The organism is Paenisporosarcina quisquiliarum (assembly GCF_027563315.1).
Lineage (GTDB): Bacteria > Bacillota > Bacilli > Bacillales_A > Planococcaceae > Paenisporosarcina > Paenisporosarcina quisquiliarum.
Genome location: NZ_JAMKBJ010000004.1, coordinates 160,115 through 181,696 on the forward strand (window position 1 = coordinate 160,115; position 21,582 = coordinate 181,696).

24 protein-coding genes are annotated in these 21,582 nt (G+C 39.2%); 11 read left to right on the forward strand and 13 right to left on the reverse strand.

Annotated elements, in window-relative coordinates:
- Window positions 1–5: 5 nt before the first annotated feature.
- From M9R32_RS06680 to M9R32_RS06690, 3 genes are all read right to left on the reverse strand, one after another.
- Window positions 6–1,073 carry an ATP-binding protein gene (locus M9R32_RS06680; RefSeq protein WP_269925956.1) on the reverse strand — a complete coding sequence of 356 codons (1,068 nt, stop codon included), beginning with the start codon at window positions 1,071–1,073 and terminating at the stop codon, window positions 6–8.
- Window positions 1,074–1,373: 300 nt separating this feature from the next.
- Window positions 1,374–1,883 (reverse strand): GNAT family N-acetyltransferase, encoded by a 510-nt coding sequence (locus M9R32_RS06685; protein ID WP_269925957.1) that lies wholly within the window; start codon window positions 1,881–1,883, stop codon window positions 1,374–1,376.
- A 179-nt stretch (window positions 1,884–2,062) separates the two neighbouring features.
- Window positions 2,063–2,581 (reverse strand): TraR/DksA C4-type zinc finger protein, encoded by a 519-nt coding sequence (locus M9R32_RS06690; protein ID WP_269925958.1) that lies wholly within the window; start codon window positions 2,579–2,581, stop codon window positions 2,063–2,065.
- 126 nt (window positions 2,582–2,707) lie between these two features.
- On the opposite strand from M9R32_RS06690, the gene M9R32_RS06695 reads away from it, so the two are divergent.
- The 4 genes from M9R32_RS06695 to M9R32_RS06710 all read left to right on the forward strand — a co-directional run bounded on the left by M9R32_RS06695 (window position 2,708) and on the right by M9R32_RS06710 (window position 6,252).
- The gene (locus M9R32_RS06695; protein ID WP_269925959.1) at window positions 2,708–3,889 is read left to right on the forward strand and encodes a YbfB/YjiJ family MFS transporter; all 1,182 of its coding nucleotides are present in this window, start codon (window positions 2,708–2,710) and stop codon (window positions 3,887–3,889) included.
- Window positions 3,876–4,247: a VOC family protein gene (locus M9R32_RS06700; RefSeq protein ID WP_269925960.1), complete on the forward strand. Its 372-nt coding sequence runs from the start codon at window positions 3,876–3,878 to the stop codon at window positions 4,245–4,247. The genes M9R32_RS06695 and M9R32_RS06700 overlap by 14 nt, the downstream gene beginning before the upstream one ends.
- A 145-nt stretch (window positions 4,248–4,392) precedes the next feature.
- Window positions 4,393–4,986, forward strand: coding sequence for a TetR/AcrR family transcriptional regulator (locus M9R32_RS06705; protein WP_269925961.1), 594 nt, complete (start codon window positions 4,393–4,395; stop codon window positions 4,984–4,986).
- 60 nt (window positions 4,987–5,046) lie between these two features.
- Window positions 5,047–6,252 carry an MFS transporter gene (locus M9R32_RS06710; protein WP_269925962.1) on the forward strand — a complete coding sequence of 402 codons (1,206 nt, stop codon included), beginning with the start codon at window positions 5,047–5,049 and terminating at the stop codon, window positions 6,250–6,252.
- Between the two features lie 129 nt (window positions 6,253–6,381).
- Here the strand turns inward: M9R32_RS06710 and M9R32_RS06715 are convergent, their stop codons facing one another.
- A complete protein-coding gene (locus M9R32_RS06715; RefSeq protein WP_269925963.1) occupies window positions 6,382–6,879 on the reverse strand; it encodes a GNAT family N-acetyltransferase in 498 nt (165 codons plus the stop codon).
- A 94-nt stretch (window positions 6,880–6,973) separates the two neighbouring features.
- Between M9R32_RS06715 and M9R32_RS06720 the strand changes: the two genes are divergently transcribed.
- From M9R32_RS06720 to M9R32_RS06730, 3 genes are all read left to right on the forward strand, one after another.
- Complete coding sequence (locus M9R32_RS06720) at window positions 6,974–7,420, forward strand: MarR family winged helix-turn-helix transcriptional regulator (protein WP_269925964.1); 447 nt, start codon at window positions 6,974–6,976, stop codon at window positions 7,418–7,420.
- A 70-nt stretch (window positions 7,421–7,490) separates the two neighbouring features.
- Window positions 7,491–8,819 (forward strand): NAD(P)-binding domain-containing protein, encoded by a 1,329-nt coding sequence (locus tag M9R32_RS06725; RefSeq protein ID WP_269925965.1) that lies wholly within the window; start codon window positions 7,491–7,493, stop codon window positions 8,817–8,819.
- A gap of 18 nt (window positions 8,820–8,837) precedes the next feature.
- Window positions 8,838–9,041, forward strand: a complete 204-nt coding sequence (locus M9R32_RS06730; protein WP_269925966.1) for a hypothetical protein — start codon at window positions 8,838–8,840, stop codon at window positions 9,039–9,041.
- A 31-nt stretch (window positions 9,042–9,072) separates the two neighbouring features.
- Here the strand turns inward: M9R32_RS06730 and M9R32_RS06735 are convergent, their stop codons facing one another.
- Both M9R32_RS06735 and M9R32_RS06740 read right to left on the reverse strand, forming a co-directional pair.
- Entirely contained in the window at window positions 9,073–9,318 is a 246-nt protein-coding gene (locus M9R32_RS06735; RefSeq protein ID WP_269925967.1) for a hypothetical protein, read from the reverse strand.
- Window positions 9,319–9,343: 25 nt separating this feature from the next.
- Window positions 9,344–9,748, reverse strand: coding sequence for a GNAT family N-acetyltransferase (locus M9R32_RS06740; protein WP_269925968.1), 405 nt, complete (start codon window positions 9,746–9,748; stop codon window positions 9,344–9,346).
- A gap of 84 nt (window positions 9,749–9,832) precedes the next feature.
- Between M9R32_RS06740 and M9R32_RS06745 the strand changes: the two genes are divergently transcribed.
- Window positions 9,833–10,330 (forward strand): hypothetical protein, encoded by a 498-nt coding sequence (locus M9R32_RS06745; RefSeq protein WP_269925969.1) that lies wholly within the window; start codon window positions 9,833–9,835, stop codon window positions 10,328–10,330.
- Between the two features lie 57 nt (window positions 10,331–10,387).
- Here M9R32_RS06745 and M9R32_RS06750 read toward each other — a convergent pair whose 3' ends face one another.
- Window positions 10,388–10,861 carry a DinB family protein gene (locus M9R32_RS06750; RefSeq protein ID WP_269925970.1) on the reverse strand — a complete coding sequence of 158 codons (474 nt, stop codon included), beginning with the start codon at window positions 10,859–10,861 and terminating at the stop codon, window positions 10,388–10,390.
- A gap of 139 nt (window positions 10,862–11,000) precedes the next feature.
- On the opposite strand from M9R32_RS06750, the gene asnB reads away from it, so the two are divergent.
- Window positions 11,001–12,848 (forward strand): asparagine synthase (glutamine-hydrolyzing), encoded by a 1,848-nt coding sequence (gene asnB, locus M9R32_RS06755; RefSeq protein ID WP_269925971.1) that lies wholly within the window; start codon window positions 11,001–11,003, stop codon window positions 12,846–12,848.
- A 57-nt stretch (window positions 12,849–12,905) separates the two neighbouring features.
- Here the strand turns inward: asnB and M9R32_RS06760 are convergent, their stop codons facing one another.
- Window positions 12,906–13,670: a MerR family transcriptional regulator gene (locus M9R32_RS06760; protein ID WP_269925972.1), complete on the reverse strand. Its 765-nt coding sequence runs from the start codon at window positions 13,668–13,670 to the stop codon at window positions 12,906–12,908.
- A 420-nt stretch (window positions 13,671–14,090) separates the two neighbouring features.
- On the opposite strand from M9R32_RS06760, the gene M9R32_RS06765 reads away from it, so the two are divergent.
- On the forward strand, window positions 14,091–15,488 hold the full coding sequence (locus M9R32_RS06765) for an amino acid permease (protein ID WP_269925973.1): 1,398 nt from the start codon (window positions 14,091–14,093) through the stop codon (window positions 15,486–15,488).
- Between the two features lie 58 nt (window positions 15,489–15,546).
- On the opposite strand, the gene M9R32_RS06770 is transcribed toward M9R32_RS06765, so the two are convergent.
- The 4 genes from M9R32_RS06770 to M9R32_RS06785 all read right to left on the reverse strand — a co-directional run bounded on the left by M9R32_RS06770 (window position 15,547) and on the right by M9R32_RS06785 (window position 17,961).
- The gene (locus M9R32_RS06770; protein WP_269925974.1) at window positions 15,547–15,915 is read right to left on the reverse strand and encodes a DUF2188 domain-containing protein; all 369 of its coding nucleotides are present in this window, start codon (window positions 15,913–15,915) and stop codon (window positions 15,547–15,549) included.
- A gap of 310 nt (window positions 15,916–16,225) precedes the next feature.
- Entirely contained in the window at window positions 16,226–16,381 is a 156-nt protein-coding gene (locus tag M9R32_RS06775) for a YjcZ family sporulation protein (RefSeq protein ID WP_269925975.1), read from the reverse strand.
- 515 nt (window positions 16,382–16,896) lie between these two features.
- Entirely contained in the window at window positions 16,897–17,616 is a 720-nt protein-coding gene (locus M9R32_RS06780; protein ID WP_269925976.1) for a YebC/PmpR family DNA-binding transcriptional regulator, read from the reverse strand.
- A gap of 180 nt (window positions 17,617–17,796) precedes the next feature.
- Window positions 17,797–17,961: a hypothetical protein gene (locus M9R32_RS06785; protein WP_269925977.1), complete on the reverse strand. Its 165-nt coding sequence runs from the start codon at window positions 17,959–17,961 to the stop codon at window positions 17,797–17,799.
- A 406-nt stretch (window positions 17,962–18,367) separates the two neighbouring features.
- Here M9R32_RS06785 and M9R32_RS06790 point away from each other — a divergent pair, with 406 nt between their 5' ends.
- On the forward strand, window positions 18,368–20,032 hold the full coding sequence (locus M9R32_RS06790) for a formate--tetrahydrofolate ligase (protein ID WP_269925978.1): 1,665 nt from the start codon (window positions 18,368–18,370) through the stop codon (window positions 20,030–20,032).
- 127 nt (window positions 20,033–20,159) lie between these two features.
- Here M9R32_RS06790 and M9R32_RS06795 read toward each other — a convergent pair whose 3' ends face one another.
- Window positions 20,160–21,551, reverse strand: coding sequence for a bifunctional metallophosphatase/5'-nucleotidase (locus M9R32_RS06795; RefSeq protein WP_269925979.1), 1,392 nt, complete (start codon window positions 21,549–21,551; stop codon window positions 20,160–20,162).
- Window positions 21,552–21,582 lie beyond the last annotated feature (31 nt).

A 21,582-nucleotide genomic window follows, 5' to 3' on the forward strand; every position in this document is an offset into this window, starting at 1 on the left:
CCCCTTTACATACCAACCGGAAATTGTGGTAATTTCAAATGGAAGGTTGTTCCTTGACCCTCCACACTATTTACCGTCATTTGACCACCATGGTCATTAATTGTAGTAAAGACTTGTGTTAAACCCAATCCAGTTCCATCACTTTTACTTGAATAGAAAGGTGTGCCAAGTAAATTTAGTTTATCTTCTGGAATACCTACTCCTGTATCACTGATTTTCACATGGACTAGATCATCTTGAAAGTAATGCTCAATTCGAAGTTTTCCTTTTGATGGCATTGATTCGATTGCATTTTTAATCAAGTTAAAAAACGCTTTTAAATATAGATTTTTCTTGCCATAAATATGTTTTCTGCAATCCTTAATATCCATTTCAAGCTCCACGTTGTAAAGCTTGTCCTGAAATAGGAAGACAATTGAATTCAACTCTTTACAAACGTCAATTTCTACAATCTGTTCTTCGTAAAAATTCGGTTTGGATACTTGAAGTAAATTTTGCAAAGTATCGATTGCCTTTTCCAGTTCGCTTTCCATCGTAAATAAGTATGGATGTGAATTGTTTTCTTTCAATAATTGCAAGAAACCTTTTACTGATGTAAGTGGATTTTTCACTTCATGTGCGATTCCTGCAGCAATTTGCCCAATTGAAGCCAATTTTTGTCGGTCGTTTAACATCTTTTCCGTTTCTTTTCGAACAGTAATATCCCGCAAAACTGTTTGAATGGCTCTTCTCTCGCCAAATTGTACAGGATGACAATATAGCTCGACATCAACCAACGAACCGTCAAACCGTGTAACAGTTTGTTCTATTAAATTCGTCGGTTCGTTTCCATCCATGGCTTTTTGAATTCTTCTCCGAATCATATCCTTCATATCGTCCTGAAAGAAGTTTAAGACGTTTTTGCCAATGAATTCTTCTTTTGGCCCACGGAGAAAATTTGCACCTGATTGATTAATGTAAAGAACTTTATGATCCACATGAATAATGATGGTTTCAACGGAGTATTCAATTATCTGGCTATACATGATTTCACTATTTACTTTCGATTCCATAGACTCTAACACTTGATTCATGATTCGGCTCCATTCTACATTGGACTGGGCAAATATGTGAAGGATATCTAAAAAAACCGCTACAAAATGGTAATTATTCCAAAAAGATTCAAATTAATATGAATTTTCACTTAATTATATCCATTGTAACTGATAATTTCATGAATGAAAACATATATTTACCATTTTTAATGTAAATATCAATGATTTTGATTGTTTGCATTTAAAATAATAAGGAGTATATTCTCAGTTTCTAATAATTTCACATTTTTTCAACACTTTCTCTATCTAATTACCTAGTGATGAATTATAGACATTCTATTAGTTTTCCTTAACTGAAATCCAAAATCTTCTTTTCATTAAGCCCTCTTCAGTGATAAATATATCTTCCTCTAATCCACCGTTATTCATAATGACTTTAGCAGAACCGATGTTGTCTTCATCACATGTAATAAGAACTTGTTCAATTTGAAGCTCTCTACATTTTTTTAAAGCTTCTTGTAATAGAAGGGTTGCGTATCCTTTGTTGCGTTCACTCGGACGAATACCGTAACCGATATGTCCCCCGATTGTTCGCAAAAACTCGTTCAGTTCATGACGAATATCGACCATTCCAACTATTTGATTCTGACTATCTATTAAAAAGTAATGGGAGCTTGGAACCCAAGGAATTTCTCCTTTCGCTCGTAAGTCTAATGCGAATAAAAACTCATCGTATGTATCAAAGCCCGATAAATCCATGCTACTAGGAACCATTCGATCAGAACCCCACTCCGCCACATACTCTTCATGTTGTTCTTTCCACTCAAGTGATGGTTTCACCAATCTCATTTTAGTTCCTCCAAATCAATTAAACGTATCATCAAAAAAATAGTTACAGATTATTTTATGATAATTTAAATATTTTTATTTCTCCCATTATATGTGAAAAGAACCAACTTTGAATAGAGCCCAAGCGGTTTACGATTAAACTAAAAAAGCGAGAATTCCTAGGAATTCTCGCTTACATCTTATTTTTTATAAAAGTTTTTTTGATCGCTTTTCACTGCATCTTGTGGCGAGTCAGATGAACCGAAATTCTCAACATCATCGAAACTGTCTTCATAATCTCGGACACCACCTTGATCTTTTAAAGGATGATCCGTAGAAGAACCAAGGATGTCTTCTTCAGGTGGTCTACCATCCGTGCCGAAATCATGATTGGCATGCTCAATGCATGTCTGAGCTGTTGGCAATGCTTCAAGTCGTTCAAATGGAATGTCTTCCCCACATACAGCGCAAACTCCATACGTTTCATTTTCAATTGCTTGTAAGGCTGCTTCAATTTGCTCGACTTCTTCTTCTTTATGTTGTTCAATTGCCATTTCTGTATTTTGATCAGTTAAATCCGTCGCATTATCTGCTGGATGATTATCATAATTTGATAACTCCGTTGTTTCTAAATGGTGGTCTTCATGAAGACGATTTTTCACATCTTCCAGTTCTTTCGTCAGTTGGTCTTTTAATTTTTTTAATTGTTGATCAGTCATATATAGTTCCTCCAAGTTCTTTTCGCTTTCCCTATCTATTTCCTTTATTGTTGAAATCAAACCTTCTTTTGAAATTTTGAATGAAAGGCGTATGATTATAGAAGAAAACTAAAGGGGGAAATCGCCTTGTCTAAAAATCCTTATTTACTTGTCATCGGTGGCGTTTTTGCTCTGTTTATAGCCATGAGTATCGGCCGCTTTGCCTATACACCCATCCTACCTTTTATGCAACAGGACACTGGGTTCTCTACACGTTTTGCCGGCTATTTAGCTTCAAGTAATTATGCTGGTTATTTAGTAGGTGCTGTCATTGCTAGTATCGTTCCATTAAAGCGTCATCGCGCCATTTTATTACGCATCACCATTATCATTAGTATTTTATTAACGTTAGTCATGGGACTTACATATAGTTATACGGTGTGGATGGTCTGGCGATTCCTGTCCGGCATTACAAGTGCATTGGTCTTCGTTCTTGCTTCCAGTTTGATATTGGATCAATTGGCTAAACAACGGAAACTAAGCCTGGTCGGTATTATGTATGGCGGAGTTGGTCTAGGAATTTTCGTATCAGGTCTACTCGTTCCCCTATTAATTAAGAATTACCAGTATGAAGGTGCCTGGATTGGACTTGCCGGGTTGGCAGCAGTATTAAGCATAATCGTCTTCTTAACCGTAAAAGAAGACCACTCCGAGCCAGCTATCAGTCCAGTTGCCGAGTCCTCAAAACAATCCAAAACACCCAAATGGCTACCTTGGTTGCTCGTTGCATATGGTTTGGAAGGATTAGGCTATATCGTAACAGGTACATTTATTGTAGCAATTGCTGAACACACGCCTGCTTTTAGTGGGAACGCGACAAGTGTTTGGGTATTAGTTGGTTTGGCAGCAATCCCTTCATGCGTCATTTGGGCTTATTTTGGCAGTAAACATGGCTATATGCTTTCACTGATGATTTTATTAATAATCCAGTCGATTGGGATCGCCTTGCCTGCCCTATCAGAGTCCTCTACAAGCTTTTATATAAGTGCTATTTTGTTTGGGGCTACCTTTATGGGTGTCACCACTCTTGCTACAGCCTTTGCACGCAACAAAAATCCCCATGGCAGTGCGAGAGTGATTGCAATTATGACTACAATTTATGCACTCGGACAAATGATCGGACCTTCGATTGCAGGAGTTTTAGCTACCGAAACAGAAAGTTATTCCTTGGCACTAGTTGGTGCAGCTTCTGTAGTATTCGTCGGCGCACTCTTCTTAATGCCTTTAATTAAACATGAAAGGTTGGAAAATAAAAATGATGTTAATTAAACGGATTGACCATATTCAATTGGCAGCTCCAGTAGGTAGTGAAGATACTGCACGCTCTTTTTATCGCGATGTTCTTTCATTAGAAGAAGTAGAAAAGCCTGAAAGTCTGAAAAAGAATGGCGGCGTTTGGTTTTCAAATGGGAGTGTTCATATTCATATAGGCGTTGAACAACCTTTTGTTCCCGCGAAGAAAGCGCATCCTGCCTTTGAAGTAAATGATCTAGAAGCTTTGGCATCACATATTCGCAATAAAGGCATATCGGTCACGACAGATGATCAATTACCTGGAGCTAACCGCTTTTATGTAAGTGACCCATTCGGCAATCGCCTGGAATTTTTGGAGTGGTTGGAAAAATAAATGAAGCTTGTAAATGAAAACGTGACTCCTGTGTTCAGGGGTTACGTTTTTTTAGATTAGAGCTTAGTTTAGAGTAAATTAAATTTATAAAAAATGATTGATTAATCAATCATTTATCTGTATTGTATAAGTGAGGTGGTAATTTATGGCTAATGACAATAAAAAAAGAACGATTGAAATGAAGAAAGATACTGTTTTAAAGGCTGCTATTCGACTATTTGCTGAAAAAAACTATGAGGCAACAACGATGGCTGAAATTGCCCGAGAGGCTAATGTTAGCTTTGGAAGTGTATCTATTTATTTTGGAAATAAAGAAGAACTCTTTATGGCCTGTGTAGTACTACCATTGGAAGAATTTACGAAAAGTCTGTTGGATTTTGATCCATCCCCCAATTCATACAGAGAAGAAATTCAAACATTTATCCTAAAGCACTTTGAGTTGTTTTCTACCCAAAAAGAATATTTACGATTACTGGTTCAAGTAATCGGGCAATATGAACGTTTTTCTGAAGCTTTTAAAGTAGTAAACGAACATAATGAAAAATTAAATAATAAAGTATCTCAGTTAATTGTAAACGGTCAGCAAGCGAATCAATTAGCCGATGGAGATGCAGAAAAAATAGCTATAGCGTACGTTAGTTTACTGTTCGGGTTACGATTATCTTATGCGGATGATCCATCACTTGAAAATTGGAACCAATTTGCAGAAATAGCTATGCGCTTATTTGGACCGAAATAATATTTTGGTCTTTTTTTACAAACAAAAATGATTGATTAATCAATCATAATTGGAGGTATTATGGATATAAAATCCTTTAGCTCAGCCATTAAGATTAGGATAGCGCTTCGCTTTTTAACAGTTTTCTCAAATGCGATAGTAATGCCTTATGTAGTTGTATTTTTTGTCGAACAAGTTGGGAACAAAACTGCAACTTGGATGATTATTTGTATTGGTTTTTCCGGTATTATTGGTTATTTAATCGGAGGTAAAATGGCAGATCAGTATGGCAGGAAAAAGCTTATATTAATAGGCGAATTTCTAACGGCAGTTGGATTCCTTATTGTTGCAATTGGGAATATGCCAGTTGGTAGCAAACCCTTTGTAAGTTTTATAGGTTTTATTATCATTTATTTTTTTTCGAGTGTTGCAAATCCCGCCTACAGTGCTTTTATCATTGATGAAACAACAAAAGAAAATCGGAAAAATGTTTACACAGTTCTCTTGTGGACAGCGTACTTATCTATTGCTTTGGGTAGTTTAACAGGAGGATTTCTCTTTGATCAATATGCAACCATATTGTTTTTAGTAGTAGCATCTGTCTCATTTATTTCCTTCATTTGTGTATTTATTTGGATAGAAGACAAGTATCAAAGTATTGTAGAGGGAGCAGTAACACCAGAAGCCAAAGGTAAACCAAATCATTCTACATTAAAAGTCTATAGAGAGATGCTTAGGGATCCGGTATTCATTTCCGTAGCATATGTGACTTTGACTTTTGCCATAATGGATGAACAGTTATCTTATTATTTAAGTATTCGCTACGTTAGTTTATTTGGAGATGAAGGCTATACACTTTTAGGGTTTTTACGTACTGAAAATACGTTATTAGCAGTAGGACTTACAGTATTTTTCACAAGATTTCTAAAGAAGATGAGTGATCTAAATGCTATAATCACCGGTTCGATGATTTTCTTTATTGGCTATATTTTATTAAGTGTTAGTGAGCTTTCGAACATCTTATTTTTAGCAATGGGTATTGTAACGATAGGTGAGCTTATTTTATTGCCATCGACTCAAACAATCATCGCAGAAATTATTCCAGATGAATACCGAAGTACCTATTCAGGAGTCTTGGGGGTTGTGGCAACTACAGGAGGCTTACTAGCTTCACTTTTTATTTTACTCACAGATTTTCTTTCGGCAGTAGGATTTACTATTATTTATACAAGTATTGGTACGTTAACTTTAATCGTTGTTTTAAATCTAAAAAAGATGGTTCGTTGAAATTTTTGAGCCAGTAAAAGACTTTTAAAAGGTAGAGCCTTAAAAGATTAACTATTAAGCTGCATGAAAAAAGGGGTTGCACCTAAAAGTCCATATGGATGACTTTTAAGACAACCCTTTAGAAAAGCTTTAGTCTACACCTACAATTGTACTGCGTTTTTCCAAAAGCGTATTATCACGCCATACACCACCCATCTTTCCTAGTCGCTCGTGAACCCCCACTTCCCGAAAACCGCAGGATTTATGGAGTTTGATGCTGGCTTCATTTTCTGGAAAAATCACTGCTTTTAATGTCCAGAATCCATTTTCCTCAGAAACTTTGATCAATTCCTGCAATAAACGTTTTCCGACACCTTTGCCTTTCGCATCTGGATGGACGTATATGCTGACTTCACCCACCCCAGAATAAACAGGACGTGCTGAAGTGTACAGCACTTTCGCCCAGGCTAATACTCGATTGTGTTCTTCTACAACCAAATGACAGTCTGGATGGGACGTTTCCATCCATTTCCCATAGGAAGGTGCTTGAGTTTCAAATGTAGCATTTTTCGATTTAATGCCTTCTTCGTAAATCTCTTTTACTTCTGGCCAGTCAGTAGCACGCATGTGACGAATTGTTATGGACATTTTCATACCTTCTTTATTCGTTTTATTTTATTTTTAAGTTTTTAGTTGCATTTTGCAAACAATTAGCATATAACTATATTAAAGAGGTGGAATCATGGAAAACAAACGAGAGTTATTTCAAGTATTAACCCGTCGCTTCGGCCTTTTGAATAAAAATTGTTGCGCAATTGGTGGAATCGATATTTCAGCTGTGCATAGTCATATTTTATACGAAATCGATAAACATCATGAACCAACCATGCAACAAATCGCAGAATTGCTTGCCATTGATGTAACGACATTTAGTAGACAAATTCAAACATTGATTAAAATGGGACTGGTCACAAAATCCCCTTCCCTTGATGATAAAAGATATTACATTTTATCCTTAACGACTCAAGGCAAGTTCATGGCCACGGCAATTGAAACGTCAATGAATAATTACTTAGATGAAATTTTCTCACATATGAATGAATTTGAACAAGAAACAGTTTTGAGATCGATTAAAGTATTGAACAATGCCATGGCAAAATCAAGCGTGTGCTGTACACCTATTATATGAGCAAGAGAAATCTTGCTTATTATTTCACCCTATACTTGCAAGTTACAAATAAAAGAAAAGAGGAAGCAACATGACAAATGAAAAAATGAATTTTAACATTTTAACGAATTGCTGTAGTTCTCCTAAATCTACAATGGAGGCGCCTACTTTGCCAACAGTCATCATCGGTGCAGGTCCAGTGGGATTAGCGGCAGCTGCACATCTGGCAGCTAAAAACGAACCATTCTTGATAATCGAAGTCGGTCCTACCGTTGGACATAATATTTTAAAATGGGGTCACGTCCGTTTATTTTCTCCTTGGCAATATAATATCGACAAAGTGGCTTTGAAACTTTTGGAGGAAAGTAGGTGGAAAGCACCTGTCATGAAGCGATTACCTTTCGGCAAAGATCTTGTGGAAGATTATTTGATTCCGCTAGCCAACTTGCCTCAAATTAAACCATTAATCAAATTCAATGCAAAAGTAGTGGCAATCAGTAAGCAAGGCTTGGACAAAATGAAAGATGCCAACAGAGACCAACAGTCTTTCATCCTGTATATCGAACAAGATGGCAATACGGAACGAATTGAAGCAAAAGCAGTCATAGATGCATCTGGCACATGGGCTCAACCGAATCCTGTGAATGCAGATAATGTATGGACAAAAGGAGAAGAATCACTTTCAACTAAAATCACGTACGGCATCCCAAATATAAAAGGAACAGAACGTACTAAATTTGAACAGAAGCGTGTTGCCGTTGTCGGCGGTGGTCATTCTGCAATTAACACAATCTTAGAATTGGCTGAATTAGATGGAACGGAAATCGTTTGGATCCTGCGTAAGAATCGTGTAGAGGAAGTGTATGGTGGAGAAGCCCGTGATGCACTACCTGCAAGAGGTCAATTGGGTTCACGTATTCACCAACTAGTCGACAGTGGAAAAATTAGCGTTCATACCCCTTTCCTTATTAACGAAATCGTTCAAGACAATGGCAAGTTAATGATTCATGGCACTATGAGAAATGAGAAATATTCAATTGATACGATTGATGAAATCATCTCAAATACTGGATCACGTCCTGATTTCAATTTCCTGCGTGAAATTCGACTCGACATTGATGCTGCTACCGAGAGCGTGTCTGCCTTGGCGCCACTCATTGACCCGAACATTCATAGCTGTGGAACTGTCCGCCCTCACGGAGAAGCCGAACTTCGCCAACCAGAAAAGAATTTTTATATTGTAGGCGTAAAGAGCTATGGACGTGCACCGACATTTTTAATGGCGACTGGCTATGAACAGATCCGTTCCATTGTTGCCCACTTAACAGGAGATCAAGAAGCAGCAAAACGAGTGGAACTTGATTTACCCGAAACGGGTGTTTGCAGTACCAATATCGGTGGAAAAAGTTCGTGTTGTTAACAATTTGGAGGGTTTAATATGGTCGTAAACAAAGGCGGGAATTTATCAGTGGGTTACTTTATCGCTTATATGAACTTAATTATGCAAGCGAAGCAGTGCTCAATTATCTGTGCTCAACAATATACGCTGGAGAAATTCTTCAAAGGAAATCCAGACCACTTTGGACCAGTAACTTATGCGTCTTTTATTAAGGCAACAAGTGAACTGGCGATTATCGAATAAACTGAAGGCATAGATACCTAAATTAGGGTATCTATGCCTTCTTTTTACTGTTTTTTTCATTACCATGTTTAAAATTTCCTGTAATCTTCGCAAGGACTAACTGGATTTCTTTATCAGTTTCAGCCGCATGAATCTTTGAAAGCAACCTCTCTGCTTCCTTGCCTTTTACAATTTTGATTTCTTTCCCTTTGAAGTTAATAAATAATGAATTGTTTTTACTAACTCGATAACTAAACACTTCTTCATCAAGACGATTCCGTTTATCAATATTGTTCATCTTTCACAACTTCCTTCGTAGTAATTTACTTCCATTCAGGTAAGGTTTTCCGGAATCCAAAAAACGGCCTGAAGCCATGTTGTTCATAGTAAGTATGTGACGTCGAGCTTGCCAACATTTCCATTCGGGTTGTTGGGTATTGATTATGTACGAACTTCAGTAACTGTTGGCCAACTCCCTGGCCCCTTAACTTTTCACTGACGAGTATTTCACAAATGTAAAGCGTGATTGCCTGGTCGGTTATTCCTCTCACATAAGCAACTATTTCCTCTTCCATCGTTACCACATAAGCGATATTTGAATGGTCCCACGCTTTTTTCGTATCTTCTTCTTTTTCTACGAGGTTACTCCATCCCTCCATTTGATTCAGTTGTTTAATGGACGGATAGTCATCAGATCGGTAGGGACGGATATTTATTAAAGTTTTCATTTTATCACCCTAAATTTAATTTTGTTTATTTTTTACATTGTTGTATGATTTGACTATATACTCTGTGAAGGGGTGATGCAATAGATGTTGAAGAATGAAAAGTTGACCATCGCCGCTTTTCTATTGGCATTTTCAGAAGGAATTTATTATACATTCAAGGCAAGGGATTATGCATACATGGAAGACTATATGATACACATAAGTATATTAATAATGGTCATTTTTTTCACATTCATATTGTACGTAATTCCGACTGAGCCTCATGAACAAAGTGAAAAGAATCGTAAACTTTTCATTTTATACGGAATATTGATCGGGTTACCAATCTATTACTTCGTCATTCAACCTCAATACACCTTTCAAGAAGCTGAATTGTTAATTGAACAAAAAGAAAAAGTAGAGCTCCCTAACAAAGATAATGCTGAGAAATTTAATGCGGTTGATTTTGGCTGGAAGCATACAAAAAAAGTGCCTAACTTACAAAATCAAGAAGATTATTTTATCTCAGCCATTAAAGATGGGAAAATTTTATACTATATTTTCGATCCTAGAACAGGTGATTATTTGCTCTTCAAACCTTGATCATCATCATCCATTATAATCCTCTTGAAAGGAGCAAATTAGAAGGAGTTCCCGATTCTAAGTCGTGAGTCCTTTACCAATCAAATTTGCAGATACAGGTTTTTTACCTAGCTCCCTGGACCAAACGGACAACTGACCGATATGGTGAATTTCATGTGCAATAACATGACGCATTATTTCTCCGCAAGTGAAGATTTCCACTATTCCATCCTGGCTCGTTTCTCGCACTTCATTATGTTCCATTTGAGGATTCCAGGAAAGGACAAACTCCTCCACTTCTTTTTTAAAGAGAACATCCAACTCCTTCACCCGCTCCAGACTTTGATAGTCGTCAAAGCTTTCCTTGAAATCCGGTTTGCCTTGCATAAGGCGAATCCAACTCCACTCCACATCAATAATATGGAATAGTGTATGCAAAATTCCACCAACGCCACCAGTGCGTACTTTCAGCAATTCCTCCAAAGGGACTTCTTCACACCATTTATACCATTCTTCTCTAATCATCCAATTGTATTGAAAAAATGTTTGCATACTTTTTCTCCTTTCGTGTTCCATTTCAATCAATTCGACAGTCGGTCAAAAATCTCCTCGTATGAGCATTATTGCGATTTTTGCATAGGCTAGAAAGATGGAAATAGAAGAGTTTGTGATGTAGAAGGGATGAGAGTTAATGTGTGGCATTACAGGATGGGTGCATTTTGAGCGCGATTTACGAACGCAGGCATCGATAGTGGAAAACATGACAAAAACATTGGCCAAACGGGGACCCGATGACGAGAATGTCTGGTTGGAAACACATGCGGTTTTTGGCCACCGAAGATTGACGGTTGTTGATCCAATCGGTGGAAAGCAACCGATGACGAAAGTACATCACGACAACCGCTATACACTTTGCTATAACGGTGAATTATATAACACGGAAGATATTCGAAAAGAGTTACTGCGAAAAGGCCATTCCTTTTCCGGGCACTCCGATACAGAAGTACTGCTGACTTCCTACATTGAATGGAAAGAACAGTGTGTGGATTATTTCAATGGAATATTTGCGTTTGCAATTTGGGATGAGAAAGAACAAAAAGTGTTTATCGCACGCGATCGTTTAGGTGTAAAACCGCTGTTTTATTCCGAACATAGTGGGGGCTTACTTTTTGCATCCGAAATTAAAGCTCTTCTTGCCCACCCAGATATGAAGACGCAACTGTCCCGTGAAGGTTTAGCAGAAGTTCTGGCTGTAGGACCATCCCGAAAACCTGGTTCCGGGGTATTCCATGGAGTGAAGGAGTTACGCCCCGCTCATGCGTTAACCGTTTCACGTCAAGGTCTTCGCATTTGGCGCTACTGGAACGTCAAAAGTGAACATCACACAGATTCTGTTGATGAAACAGCAGAAAAAGTTCGTTTCCTTGTAACGGATGCCGTCGAACGTCAACTTGTATCAGACGTTCCACTATGCTCCTTTTTATCAGGCGGTGTCGATTCCAGTGCCATTACAGCCATTGCAGCCAATCGTTATAAACAGGAAGGAAAAGGACCTCTTCATACCTACTCCATCGACTACGAAGACAATGCCAAATTCTTTAAAGCCAATGAATTTCAGCCGAATGCTGATGGTCCATGGATAGATAAGGTCGTCAATACATTCGGAACTGTTCATCACTCATCCATCATTACACAAGATCAACTAATCGATCATCTGACTGAGGCTGTTCATGTTCGGGATTTACCGGGTATGGCGGATGTCGACTCTTCACTACTGTGGTTTTGCAGAGAAATCAAACAGGATTTCACTGTAGGCTTGTCCGGAGAATGCGCGGATGAAATTTTTGGGGGATACCCATGGTTTCACAATGCCAATGATTTAAACGGCACCGGGTTTCCCTGGATGCGCTCCACAAATGAGCGTGTGTCCTTATTAAAAGATGATTGGCGTCAGAAGCTAAAACTTGAAGATTATGCTCGTCATGCTTATGAACAGAGCGTTGCTGAAACTCCCCGACTTGATGGCGAATCAAGTCTCGAAGCAAAGCGGAGAGAAATGTTTTATTTGAACATGGTATGGTTCATGACAACACTTCTAGATCGTAAAGACCGGATGAGTATGGGCGCTAGTTTGGAAGTGCGCGTTCCATTTGCCGATCACCGGCTTGTTGAATATGCCTGGAATATTCCTTGGGAAATAAAAATGGCGGGAAATCGAGAAAAAGGGATCTTGCGCAAAGCGTTAGAAGGTATGTTACCAAACGAAGTTCTTTACCGTAAAAAAAGCCCATATCCAAAAACACATAATCCATATTACACCGACCGAGTCCAAGGCTGGTTAAAAGACTTATTAAATGATAAAAATTCGATTCTTCATGAGCTTTTTGATGGGGAACGATTAAATGAATTGGTTGACTCAAAAGGCACAGCTTTTCAAGTCCCTTGGTTCGGTCAATTGATGTCTGGGCCACAGCTTCTTGCCCACCTTGCTCAAATGCACGTGTGGTTTAAAGATAATAAGATTCAACTGATTGATTGACGTATTTAATACCAGAAAGAGCAGATTGAAGTCGAAGTGACTCCATCTGCTCTTTTGTTATGACTTCATTCCGGTATAAATTTGAATGGCATCTCTAAGAAATGCCGCTGTTCCAGGTTGTTCTTTATCGTAATAGGCAGTAAATCGTTCATCATCCACATACATCTGCCCGAGTCCTGCATGAGCTTCCTTGCTATACTTCGGCCAATAGTACATAATCCACTGTTTATGGAGATCCGCCGCTTTTTGGGCAAGGTCACTTGCAGGATTTCCCGTCTTGAATGCTTCTGCTAATGTTGAGGCAATTTCATTGGCAAGCTTTGTTACTTCATCGTGTTGGGCTTGGGTCATGTTTTTCACTTTGCTGTTTGATTGGTTGACCGTGTCATCTCCATATTTCTCACGAATTTCCTTGCCATATTGTTGTTCATTATCATCTATCATTTTTTGTTTGAAGCCTTCGAATTTCTCATCGTTCGTCATGTTGCATCCCCCTTCTACTGAAGATATCGTTTTTTCCACGTTGGCAATCAGTAAATCCAGTTGCTTTCGTTTGTCGAGGAGTTGTGAACGGTGTTCATTCAAGGCTTTCACACCATCGAATGAAGGATTGCTAACGATTTGTTTGATGTGTTCGAGACTTAACCCCAGTTCTCTATAAAACAAGATTTGCTGTAATTTATTAACTTCCGCTTGGCCATATATTCGATATCCTGATGAATTGATTCTCGCCGGCTTGAGAAGATCCATCTCGTCATAATAGCGCAATGTGCGTGAACTTATCCCAGATAATTTCCCTAACTTTTGAACTGTGTATTCCACCCCGTCACCTCCTCTTGATTTCATCGTACACCTTCACGTTGCGTCAATGTCAAATGGAACATTTAGAGAAGAAACACTTTCACACACTACTATAGTAAAACATTCCAATTGACTTCTCTTATGAACGTATCTATATTAGGACAAGTGAATAAATATAGCCTTCTTCAGCTCAAGATGAGATAGTGGTCGGAAATAAAGTATAACTTGATGTAGAGTCAGAGGACTTATCGACTTCAAGTGGAAGGTTTTTCTCGTAGACCTTTAACCCTCTGGACCAGTTGCGGGGACTGGCATCTTTACCACAACCACCTTTTTGGAGGATTCAATTTTTGCAATCAGTTTCCGAGTGATTTTTGCACCTTATTTTACAAATCATATATTCCGGGTAGATATAGAATGAATTGAAAGGAGCATACGTTTTTGAATACAGAAAAAAAATTAGGCTTATGGATTTTAACTGCGTTAGTAGTTGGAAATATGGTGGGATCCGGCATTTTCATGCTGCCCCGCACGTTGAGTGAAGTAGCCAGCCCAGCCGGCGTATTATCCGCTTGGTTAGTTACAGGATTTGGCGTGCTGATGATTGCTTTAGTATTTGGTAATCTGGCGCTGAGAAAACCTGATTTAACTGGAGGTCCTCAGATTTATGCCAAGGAATTATTTAAACCGGGCAGTAATGCTTCCACGTTATCAGGGTTTATGTCTTCTTGGGGATATTGGATTGGAAATGTGGCTGGGAACGTAGCCATTATCACAACGTTTGCCGGTTATTTAACCACATTCTTCCCTATTTTAGTCAATCAGGCTGAACTTTTTACAATCGGTGATTTCACTTTAAAAATCGGAAACGCCCTAACCTTTACGGTTTGTACACTATTGTTATGGGGTGTGCATTATATCATCTTGAACGGCCTTGAAAATGCCGGAAAGATTAATTTTGTTGCCACAGCCACAAAAGTAATTGGATTCGTCTTATTTATTGTGATTGGTTTATTCGCATTTCAAAAAGCGAATATCCTTCCTTTTGTTGCACCAAGATATGATGAACTTGGACAATCTATTGGACTTTTGGGACAAGTGAATGGCGCAGCAGTTGCCACTCTATGGGCATTCGTTGGCGTTGAATCTGCAATCGTTTTCGCATCACGTGCTAAAAAACCAATCGATGTTAAGCGTGCAACGACAATCGGACTTCTTATCGCTCTTACCATTTATGTCGGCATCAGCACGCTCGTTTTAGGAATGTTAAGCCATGATGCACTCATCGCTTCTGATAAACCTCTGATTGATGCCATTTCAACCGTGTTGGGACCAATCGGCGGAAAAATTCTTGCCGCAATCGGTTTGATTAGTTTATTTGGTTCTACGATTGGCTGGGTCATGCTTAGTGCTGAAATTCCCTACCAGGCAGCTAAACAAGGGTTGTTCCTCCCTTCATTCGCCAAAGTGAATAAAAAAGGAATTCCCGTCTTTTCATTGATCATCACCAATTTACTTGGACAATTGTTCATTTTCTCTACAGTTTCAAATACGATTGCTGCTGCATTTGATTTCATTATTATTGTTGCCACGCTGTCTTATTTGGTTCCTTATTTCATTTCTTCTGCTTTCCAGTTAAAGCTTGTCTTTACTGGTGAAACCTATACGAATGGAAGAAGTAGAGTTACGGATGCGATTATCGGTATTCTTGCTACCCTCTATTCCATTTGGGTTATTTATGCTGGGACAGCCGATCTCAAGACATTTACATTTGGTGTCCTATTATTGGCCAGTGGGATTCTGTTCTATAATCGAGTTAAAAAAGCGAACAATGCTTGATACACAAAACGCCCACTTCATTTTATAGATGAAGTGGGCGTTTAATTATATCTAACCTTTAATCATATTCATACATTGTGTCCTGCAATGAACCATCTTCTTGATAAATTTTCAGTACCCCATTGTGGTCATTCACATATGGTTTTGCCTTATCCAGCAAGTCTTGTTTTGTTTCAGCTACGAAAATCGCTTTACTTCCAGAGTCTTTCTGAAGTTGCCAACCATCTGAGTGCTTCAATACTTTATATACTTCTTGCTTCTCATCGCCACCGACATATTCACGGGCTTTTTCAGTGGCGATGGCAATAGCTCGGCCCTCGTCCATTCCATCTCGAAGAAGGGCATTGGCAATTTCAATAGCTTTCTTGCGAACAGGCGTGTCCAAGTTCTTGAAAGAATCAGGATAATCATTGTTGTTCCAAGGCATGTGCAAAACTCCTTTTTACAAGTAAGGTTCCCGTAGATTGTCCTTTCAAAACACTCCTGTGAAAAGTTGACGATTCTGATTGAGTAACCTGGAATGCCATTTTGTCTACCTGGGAGCGTAAACTGTCTATTCGATAGCGATTCTGTCTACCTGGACCATCATTCTGTCTATCTGGCTCATTCCATTTCAACCTGGGATTGCAAAAAACAAAAAAGAGTGCGGTTTAGGCACTCTTTAAACAAATGGGAATTTTTCAGGGGAAATTCGAATGTATATAACCATCGTACTAGTGAAGGAATTTCCTATTTATTTAGCATTTCTTTTGGAAAGTTGCCCCGATGATGATTAGTAAAATGAAAAGAACTACAATTAATGCAAAAGTACTCCCTCTACGAGAGCCGTGATCGTACTGACCACCACATGGTCCATAGCCACCACATGGGCCGTAACCGCCGTAATAATCCATGATAAAGTCCCCCTTTCCTTCAAAGATTCTTATTATGATATGAAGGGGATTTAAAATGACCTAGGGATTTAGCGGAGAAAAAGGATTTTAGTTTACAGGAAAGCAGATTCTTTTTACGGTACTTTGCTCATTCATTGACAAAAACGACTGCATATGCAATAATATTTTAGTTAACAAGTAAGATAGCAAATAGTATTTGAAATTCTGGCATCTACTCGATGTTTTTGATTAAACTTATTCACACTGGCGCGACTATAGGGTCGCAAGGACGTAAAAGAAGGTAGGGTTTACGTTGCTTAAGGAAGACACCCAGTGGACAAATGACCGCGGCACGGAAAGCAAGGAACACTTTCTTAGGAAATTATTCCCCGAATAATTCGGGATGAAAAATATCATTCAGAGCTTATGTTATCTTATATAATAAGGGACATGCCCAATCGGGTATGTCCCTTTTCCAATTTAAAAAGCCGTACCGATACAAGGTTCCCCTCGTATGGGTACGGCTTTTTTATGATTTATTCGCCTAGATCCACATTGTGATAGACTTGTTGCACGTCTTCCAAGTCTTCAATTGCATCAATCATTTTCTCGAATTGCGCTTGAGCATCCGCTTCAAGTGTAATGTCGTTTTGCGCAAGCATCGTCAGTTCAGCAACTGTGAATTCAGTAATCCCTACGCTCTTGAATGCTTCTTGCACAGCATGGAATTGATCAGGCTCAGCATATACAATAACTGATTCTTCTTCTTCCAAAACGTCACGCACATCAACGTCAGCTTCCACTAACAATTCAAATACTTCATCAGCCGATTTACCTTCAATCCCAATTACAGCCGTTGCATCAAACATGTAGGCAACCGATCCGCTCACACCCATGTTCCCACCATTTTTACCAAATGCCGCACGTACATCCGAAGCTGTACGGTTAACGTTGTTTGTCAGTGTTTCAACGATGACCATTGAGCCGCTTGGACCAAAGCCTTCATAGCGAAGTTCATCGTAATTTTCTTCTGAACCACCTTTTGCTTTTTCAATGGCACGATCAATAATTGTTTTTGGCACACTATACGTTTTAGCACGTTCAAGAACAACTTTAAGTGCACGGTTTGATTCTGGATCCGGTTCACCTTGTTTAGCTGCCACATAAATTTCGCGGCCGAATTTTGCATAAATACGACTTGTATTTGAATCCTTTGAAGCTTTCTTTTCTTTAATATTATTCCACTTACGTCCCATATCGTTTCACTCTCTTTCACGTATATGTATCTATATCATACTATTACTAAAACGGTAGTTAATGACTTGCTTACTGTTGCATTATACACCATCTGACATGGATGTTTCGAGTGAAATCTCATTCGCCTGACTTCTACGATGCCATTAAAAAAGCGAACTCCAATGAGTTCGCTTTTGTTTTTAAAGACCTTCCGTACCGATACGTGGTTGTGTGACCACTGTCTCCGTATTTTCATTCTTTTCTTCCGATATATCATTTGAAGAAAGTTTTACATTCTTTTTCTCCGTTTCCTTACGCGTCTTGATTCTTTCATCTTTTTTCTCTTTGTTCTTGGGTTCAAACATAGGTATACCTCCTCAGAATATGTTTATTTAGATTAGGTATACCCGCAATTCACTTTTATCACACGCTTGTTATACTTGGAGAGATTTTATTTTCCGAATGCATTTCAGACTATCTTGGAAAAAGCACTTACATATGATTAGTTTCTTTATGCGAAGTATCCAAAAGGCGAATGTTTCTTAATAAAATAACGACATCGTTCGATATTTAACTTAAAAATCACTTGAATCTGTGAATTTTGTAAGTTAGTATTGTCAAAAAGAGATTTTAGGGAGTCATTTTAAGAGATAAATGATTAGCAAAAATGATATGGTTATTAAATCGTAAGGAAAGTTCACAGAAGAACCATTTCGCTCAGCAGAATCAATTAAAGTTTTACTAAAAGGAATATGGAAGGTTGGGAAATTCATGCCGTTTACAGACTTATCAATCGCAACAAGCGCAACTATGTTACCAATCCAAGAAATCGCCGATAAAGCGGGAATCCCTAGAAAAGCACTGGAACTTTACGGCAATTTCAAAGCTAAAATTGACGTTTCTTCCCTGCCACCTGCAACGAAAAATGGAAAAGTCGTATTGGTTACGGCGATAAGTCCGACCCCAGCAGGAGAAGGGAAATCGACTGTAACAGTCGGATTGGCTGACGCTTTTAACCAGTTGAAAGAATCGGTCATTGTGGCCTTGCGTGAACCTTCTTTAGGGCCAGTTATGGGCATGAAAGGTGGCGCCACTGGTGGTGGATTTGCACAAGTATTGCCAATGGAAGACATCAACCTTCATTTCACGGGAGATATACACGCCATCACGACTGCCAATAACGCACTATCAGCTTTTATCGATAATCATTTACATCAAGGAAATGAACTGAATCTCGATCCACGAAGAATTGCCTGGAAACGCGTACTCGATATGAACGACCGTGCATTGAGACAAATAACCATCGGATTGGGTGGCCCCCTGCAGGGAGTCCCTAGACAAGATGGGTTTGACATCACTGTAGCTTCAGAAATTATGGCCGTCCTTTGCCTTGCTACTTCATTGGAAGATTTGAAAGAGAAGCTTGCGCAAATGGTCATTGCATACACATACGATAAAGAACCCGTAACCGTTCGTCAGCTAGGTGTCGAAGGTGCCTTGACGATGCTATTAAAAGACGCCTTCAAGCCGAACTTGGTCCAAACGATTGAAGGAACTCCAGCCATTATTCACGGCGGTCCTTTTGCTAATATTGCACATGGCTGTAACTCCTTGATGGCAACCAACACAGCGAGAAGACTTGCGGATATCGTCGTGACAGAAGCCGGGTTCGGAGCGGATTTAGGTGCGGAGAAATTCATGCACATCAAATCAAGAAAAGGGAATTTCCATCCTGATGCCGTTGTCATTGTCGCAACGGTTCGCGCATTGAAAATGCATGGTGGTGTCGCGAAAAATGAATTGACGCACCCAAATGCTGATGCGGTTAGACGAGGAATGACCAATTTGGCTAAACATGTGGATACCGTCCGTCAGTTTGGCATTGAGCCTGTCATCGCTTTAAACCGTTTTATGACAGATCAAGAAGATGAAATGCATGCGATTATGGAGTGGGCTCAAGAAAACGGTGTGAAGATTGCTTTGACAAATGTCTGGGAACAAGGTGGTAAAGGCGGACTTGAGTTGGCTAAGCTCGTGCAACAGGAACTTATGAAACCAACAGAGTTCAAATTACTTTATGACGAAACCGATTCTGTCGAAGAAAAACTACGTGTTATCGTTCAGCAAGTTTACGGTGGAGCTGGCGTGCAACTGACTGATAACGCGAAGAGAAAATTAAACGAACTGAAGAAATATGGTTGGGACGCTTTACCTATTTGTATGGCAAAAACACAATATTCCCTTTCAGACCAACCTTCCCTTCTCGGACGTCCAGAAGGCTTCACGATTACAATTCGCGATATTATCCCAAAACTTGGTGCAGGATTCCTAGTCTGCCTAACAGGTGATATCATGACAATGCCAGGATTGCCAAAACAACCCGCTGCGTTAAAAATGGACATTGATGCAGCAGGCAATGCAGTTGGGTTGTTTTAACATACTGATTTAATTCATAAGAAAAAGCACGACTTTCGCAGAGTCTCTTGTAATGTAAGAGACCTCCGAAAAAACGTGCTTTTTTATTTGAACCTACTCGCCGAACTTAAAGAATGTATTTTTACATTTACACATTCACAGTCGTTAGTTGTTTCCAACGGTTCACCTTTGCCCGCTCCACAAAGTCTGATTGATTTGCGTACTCACGGATCACATCTTTGATTTCTTCCGCTCTGTATCGATCATTACGGTTATGAGCAAGTGATGGATAACCCGAACCACGTTGTAAGTAATCGGAGCTTGCCACTGTATACCAAATGTCATCCTCCATTTCGCGTTCGCCTATCATCACACGTTTTATCGTTTTGCCATCGTGCAAAATGTCAGCTCCGGAAATATGGAGTCTGCCCACGAATTTCCCTCTAAACCCAGGTCCTCTGCCGTCAGCCAAACATACCTGAGCATCTAATGATTGCGCCAACGCCAACTTGATATCTTTGCCTTTCACTTCAAATGAAGTCGGATTTAAAGGAGAAGGACAAACCTCAATCAACTTCTTATTGGTGATATTGTGGAACAGACCTGCATTCGCAATGCCACTGTTCATTAATCCGATCTTGCAACCCAACATGTCTTTTAATCCATCCACAATTAGATTCGTTAATGGGTTTTCTTCCAACACATCATGCCAAAGCGGCTCTTTAAGATCATATAGAGGACGACTCAATGCCGTTATGGCTTTTGCTTTATTTTCTTTCATAATAAATACGATCCGCTCATCAATCTCTGCCTGTTTTGTCGGAAGCGTAGCTGAATAGATCAATTCCACGCCCTTATCTGCACTTATTTCAATGTCCACGATTCCTAAATATTCCCCGTAATTTCCTGCACTGTTCATGATGGTACCATGAGCAATTTTTGCTTCGCTGTAAAGCTGGTGATCATGCGCAGACAGGATGATATCGATTTCTGGAATATCTTTAGCCACATCTTCATCAGCCACAGTCCCTATATGGCTCAGTAATATACATAGGTCATAGTGTCCTTCATTGTGTTTGATTTCGTTGGCTATCATCTCTTTAAACGGATATACATGGATTCCTAAACCCTCATTGAAAACCCCCATATCCGGAGATGAGCCGGTAATCAAAATCCGAAGACCGTTTTTCACCACAATTGTACTCGAAACTACTCCCTTAAGATTACTCAATTCTTTTTTTACCAAATTGTTGCTGATAAAAGGAACCGAACTATGACTCGCCATATGCTCGAGCGTTTCCACGCCGTTGAACATTTCGTTGTTTCCTATGGTCAGTGCGTCGTAGCCCACTTCTTCTAGCAATTCAATGGCTGCGATGCCTTTAGTCCCTTGCAGTTCAATGCTCTTAAAATCCGCAAAGTCTCCACCGTCGAGGGTGATCGTGTTTTCATTTTTATACGTTGAAATAAGTGTGGCCATTCTTGAGAAATTGTCAAAATTACTATGTAGGTCATTGGTGTGCAAAATTCGTAATTTCATGATGTTCCCCCAATTTTTCTCTTTAATAGAT

Bases quoted from the DNA above. Each gene is read 5' to 3' on its own strand.
- M9R32_RS06735 (WP_269925967.1), bottom strand. From the start codon at position 9,318: ATGAACAATATTGATAAACGGAATCGTCTTGATGAAGAAGTGTTTAGT.
- M9R32_RS06730 (WP_269925966.1), top strand. From the start codon at position 8,838: ATGGTCGTAAACAAAGGCGGGAATTTATCAGTGGGTTACTTTATCGCT.
- M9R32_RS06745 (WP_269925969.1), top strand. From the start codon at position 9,833: ATGTTGAAGAATGAAAAGTTGACCATCGCCGCTTTTCTATTGGCATTT.
- M9R32_RS06700 (WP_269925960.1), top strand. From the start codon at position 3,876: ATGATGTTAATTAAACGGATTGACCATATTCAATTGGCAGCTCCAGTA.
- M9R32_RS06775 (WP_269925975.1), bottom strand. From the start codon at position 16,381: ATGGATTATTACGGCGGTTACGGCCCATGTGGTGGCTATGGACCATGT.
- M9R32_RS06720 (WP_269925964.1), top strand. From the start codon at position 6,974: ATGGAAAACAAACGAGAGTTATTTCAAGTATTAACCCGTCGCTTCGGC.
- asnB (WP_269925971.1), top strand. From the start codon at position 11,001: ATGTGTGGCATTACAGGATGGGTGCATTTTGAGCGCGATTTACGAACG.
- M9R32_RS06785 (WP_269925977.1), bottom strand. From the start codon at position 17,961: ATGTTTGAACCCAAGAACAAAGAGAAAAAAGATGAAAGAATCAAGACG.
- M9R32_RS06685 (WP_269925957.1), bottom strand. From the start codon at position 1,883: ATGAGATTGGTGAAACCATCACTTGAGTGGAAAGAACAACATGAAGAG.
- M9R32_RS06795 (WP_269925979.1), bottom strand. From the start codon at position 21,551: ATGAAATTACGAATTTTGCACACCAATGACCTACATAGTAATTTTGAC.
- M9R32_RS06725 (WP_269925965.1), top strand. From the start codon at position 7,491: ATGACAAATGAAAAAATGAATTTTAACATTTTAACGAATTGCTGTAGT.
- M9R32_RS06690 (WP_269925958.1), bottom strand. From the start codon at position 2,581: ATGACTGATCAACAATTAAAAAAATTAAAAGACCAACTGACGAAAGAA.
- M9R32_RS06790 (WP_269925978.1), top strand. From the start codon at position 18,368: ATGCCGTTTACAGACTTATCAATCGCAACAAGCGCAACTATGTTACCA.
- M9R32_RS06740 (WP_269925968.1), bottom strand. From the start codon at position 9,748: ATGAAAACTTTAATAAATATCCGTCCCTACCGATCTGATGACTATCCG.
- M9R32_RS06750 (WP_269925970.1), bottom strand. From the start codon at position 10,861: ATGCAAACATTTTTTCAATACAATTGGATGATTAGAGAAGAATGGTAT.
- M9R32_RS06770 (WP_269925974.1), bottom strand. From the start codon at position 15,915: ATGCCTTGGAACAACAATGATTATCCTGATTCTTTCAAGAACTTGGAC.
- M9R32_RS06780 (WP_269925976.1), bottom strand. From the start codon at position 17,616: ATGGGACGTAAGTGGAATAATATTAAAGAAAAGAAAGCTTCAAAGGAT.
- M9R32_RS06710 (WP_269925962.1), top strand. From the start codon at position 5,047: ATGGATATAAAATCCTTTAGCTCAGCCATTAAGATTAGGATAGCGCTT.
- M9R32_RS06715 (WP_269925963.1), bottom strand. From the start codon at position 6,879: ATGTCCATAACAATTCGTCACATGCGTGCTACTGACTGGCCAGAAGTA.
- M9R32_RS06680 (WP_269925956.1), bottom strand. From the start codon at position 1,073: ATGAATCAAGTGTTAGAGTCTATGGAATCGAAAGTAAATAGTGAAATC.
- M9R32_RS06705 (WP_269925961.1), top strand. From the start codon at position 4,393: ATGGCTAATGACAATAAAAAAAGAACGATTGAAATGAAGAAAGATACT.